Origin of the sequence: Streptomyces sp. MK37H (genome assembly GCF_018035285.1) — a bacterium.
In the GTDB taxonomy this organism is placed as follows: Bacteria; Actinomycetota; Actinomycetes; order Streptomycetales; family Streptomycetaceae; genus Streptomyces; species Streptomyces endocoffeicus.
This window is the reverse complement of sequence record NZ_JAAAYH010000641.1, coordinates 1-3,585: the sequence shown is the minus strand read 5'-3', so window position 1 is coordinate 3,585 and position 3,585 is coordinate 1. Positions and strand designations below refer to the sequence as shown.

The window sequence follows — 3,585 nt, the reverse complement described above, 5'->3', positions numbered from 1 at the left end:
GGGAGAGCCATAGGATTGGGCCGAAACACTCCACTCACCCAGAGGATCGCTGCATGCCTGGCATCACGCGCGAGGAGGTCGCCCACCTCGCCCGGCTGGCGCGTCTGGAGCTGAAGGCCGAAGAGCTCGACCACTTCGCCGGACAGCTCGACGACATCATCGGCGCGGTCGCCCGCGTCTCCGAGGTCGCCGACCAAGACGTTCCGCCGACCTCACACCCGCTGCCGCTGACCAACGTCATGCGCCCGGACGAGGTCCGTCCGTCCCTGACCCCGCAGCAGGCGCTGGCCTGCGCCCCGGCCCAGGAGCAGCAGCGTTTCAAGGTGCCGCAGATCCTGGGGGAGGAGTGACCACCGTGACCGACCTGACCAGGCTCACCGCGGCCGAGATCGCCGCCAGGATCGCCTCCGGCGAGGTCACCGCCGTCGAGGTGACCGAGGCGCACCTGGCCCGTATCGAGGCCGTCGACGAGAAGGTGCACGCCTTCCTGCACGTGGACCGTGAGGGGGCGCTCGCCCAGGCGCGCGCCGTCGACGCGAAGCGGGAGCGCGGCGAGGAGCTGGGCCCGCTGGCCGGTGTTCCGCTCGCGCTCAAGGACATCTTCACCACCAAGGGGATCCCGACCACGGTCGGTTCCAAGATCCTCGACGGGTGGATCCCGCCGTACGACGCGACCGTCACCCAGCGGCTGCGGGACGCGGACGTGGTCGTCCTCGGCAAGACCAACATGGACGAGTTCGCCATGGGGTCCTCGACCGAGAACAGCGCCTTCGGCCCCACCGGCAACCCCTGGGACCTCACCCGGGTCCCCGGCGGCTCCGGCGGCGGCTCGTCCGCCTCGCTGGCCTCCTTCCAGGCCCCGCTCGCCATCGGCACCGACACCGGCGGCTCGATCCGCCAGCCCGCCGCCGTCACCGGCACGGTCGGGGTCAAGCCGACGTACGGCGGGGTCTCCCGCTACGGCATGGTGGCGTTCTCGTCCTCGCTCGACCAGGGCGGCCCCTGCGCCCGTACCGTGCTGGACGCGGCGCTGCTGCACGAGGTCATCGCCGGGCACGACCCGATGGACTCGACCTCCATCGACGCGCCGGTCCCGGCCGTGGTCGAGGCCGCCCGCAACGGAAGCGTGCGGGGCATGCGGATCGGCGTCGTCAAGGAGTTCGCCGGCGAGGGCTACCAGGCCGGCGTCATGCAGCGCTTCAACGAGTCGGTGGAGCTGCTGCGGGAGCTGGGCGCCGAGATCGAGGAGATCTCCTGCCCGTCCTTCGACAAGGCGCTGGCCGCGTACTACCTGATCGCGCCGTCCGAGTGCTCGTCCAACCTGGCCCGCTTCGACGCCATGCGCTACGGCCTGCGGGTGGGCGACGACGGCACCAAGTCCGCCGAGGACGTCACCGCGCTCACCCGTGCGGAGGGCTTCGGCGCCGAGGTCAAGCGCCGGATCATGCTCGGCACCTACGCGCTCAGCTCCGGCTACTACGACGCGTACTACGGCTCCGCGCAGAAGGTCCGTACGCTGATCAAGCGCGACTTCGAGAAGGCGTTCGAGCGGGTCGACGTGCTGATCTCGCCGACCACCCCGACCACCGCCTTCCCGATCGGCGAGCGCGCCGACGACCCGATGGCGATGTATCTGGCCGACCTCTGCACGATTCCCACCAACCTCGCGGGGAACGCGGCCATGTCACTGCCCTGCGGTCTGGCACCGGAGGACGGTCTGCCGGTCGGACTGCAGATCATCGCCCCCGCCATGGCCGACGACCGGCTCTACAAGGTCGGTGCCGCGGTCGAGGCCGCGCTCATCGACAAGTGGGGCCACCCGCTGATCGAGGAGGCACCGTCACTATGAGTGCGATCAAGAAGGCGAAGGGCTTCAAGAAGTCCAGGCCGGGCACCTACCTGTCCATCGCGACCTCGCTGTTCGGCGCGGTCAGTGTGGCGAAGCAGGCCAAGAAGGCCCGATCCGAGAACGACAAGCTGCAGCTGGCCGACGCGGTGGTCTCGGCCGCCGCCATCGTCACCGGCGTCGCCCTGCTCATCCGCGAGCTCAAGCGCATGGGCGACGACGACGTCCTCGCGGACTGAGAGGTTAGTTTTCCGTGACCGTCACTGAACTGGTGTCGTACGAGGACGCCCTCGCCACCTACGACCCCGTGATGGGGCTCGAGGTGCACGTCGAGCTCGGCACCAAGACCAAGATGTTCTGCGGGTGCTCCACGGCGCTGGGCGCCGAGCCCAACACGCAGACCTGCCCCACCTGCCTCGGCCTGCCCGGCTCGCTCCCGGTGGTCAACGCGACCGGCGTCGAGTCGGCCATCAAGATCGGGCTCGCGCTCAACTGCGAGATCGCCGAATGGTGCCGCTTCGCCCGGAAGAACTACTTCTATCCGGATATGCCGAAGAACTTCCAGACGTCGCAGTACGACGAGCCGATCGCCTTCAACGGCTATCTGGACGTCGACGTCGACGGTGAGGTCTTCCGCGTCGAGATCGAGCGCGCCCATATGGAGGAGGACACCGGCAAGTCCACCCATGTGGGTGGCGCGACCGGCCGCATCCACGGCGCCCAGCACTCCCTCCTGGACTACAACCGGGCCGGGATCCCGCTGATCGAGATCGTCACCAAGCCGATCGTCGGCGCCGGGGAGAAGGCCCCGGAGGTCGCCAAGGCCTATGTGACCGAGCTGCGCGAGCTCATCAAGTCGCTCGGGGTCTCCGAGGCGCGCATGGAGATGGGCCAGATGCGCTGCGATGTGAACCTGTCGCTGCGCCCGCAGGGCGCCGACAAGTTCGGCACCCGCTCCGAGACCAAGAACGTCAACTCGCTGCGCTCGGTCGAGCGCGCGGTCCGCTTCGAGATCCAGCGCCATGCCGCGGTGCTGAACGACGGCGGCACGATCATCCAGGAGACCCGCCACTTCCACGAGGAGGACGGCTCCACGACCTCCGGCCGGGTCAAGGAGGAAGCGGAGGACTACCGCTACTTCCCCGAGCCCGACCTGGTGCCGGTCGCCCCCGCCCGGACGTGGGTGGAGGAGCTGCGCGGCGGGCTTCCGGAGCTGCCGCGGGTGCGCCGCAACCGGCTGCGCGAGGAGTGGGGCCTGTCCCGGCACGAGATGCAGTCGGTGCTCAACGCGGGCGCGATCGACCTGATCACGGCCACGATGGACGAGGGCGCCCCGGCCGACCAGGCCCGTAAGTGGTGGATGGGCGAGCTGGCCCGCCGAGCCAACGAGGACGGGGTGGAGCTCGCCGAGCTGCCGATCACCCCGGCGCAGGTGGCGCGGGTGTGCGCGCTGGTCAAGGAGGGTTCGCTCAACGACAAGCTGGCCCGCCAGACCATCGAGGGCGTCCTCGCGGGCGAGGGCGACCCGGACCAGGTCGTCGCCGAGCGCGGGCTGAAGGTCGTCTCGGACGAGGGTGCGCTGGGCACCGCCGTGGACGAGGCGATCGCGGCCAACGCGGCCATCGCCGACAAGATCCGCGGCGGCAAGGTCGCGGCGGCGGGTGCGCTGGTCGGTGCGGTCATGAAGGCCACGCGCGGCCAGGCGGACGCGGCGCGGGTGCGTGAGCTGATCCTGGAGA

At 70.0% G+C, this 3,585-nt stretch carries 4 protein-coding genes; all 4 read left to right on the top strand.

Annotated elements, in window-relative coordinates; translation table 11 throughout:
* Positions 1-53 precede the first annotated feature (53 nt).
* Positions 54-350 (top strand): Asp-tRNA(Asn)/Glu-tRNA(Gln) amidotransferase subunit GatC, encoded by a 297-nt coding sequence (gene gatC, locus GWI24_RS42005; RefSeq protein WP_020868242.1) that lies wholly within the window; start codon positions 54-56, stop codon positions 348-350.
* Between the two features lie 5 nt (positions 351-355).
* A complete protein-coding gene (gene gatA / locus GWI24_RS42000; protein WP_210951277.1) occupies positions 356-1,849 on the top strand; it encodes an Asp-tRNA(Asn)/Glu-tRNA(Gln) amidotransferase subunit GatA in 1,494 nt (497 codons plus the stop codon).
* Positions 1,846-2,085 carry a hypothetical protein gene (locus GWI24_RS41995; RefSeq protein ID WP_210951276.1) on the top strand — a complete coding sequence of 80 codons (240 nt, stop codon included), beginning with the start codon at positions 1,846-1,848 and terminating at the stop codon, positions 2,083-2,085. The genes gatA and GWI24_RS41995 overlap by 4 nt, the downstream gene beginning before the upstream one ends.
* A gap of 14 nt (positions 2,086-2,099) precedes the next feature.
* Positions 2,100-3,585: Asp-tRNA(Asn)/Glu-tRNA(Gln) amidotransferase subunit GatB (gene gatB, locus GWI24_RS41990; RefSeq protein ID WP_210951275.1), on the top strand; the 1,486-nt coding region annotated here is incomplete at its 3' end.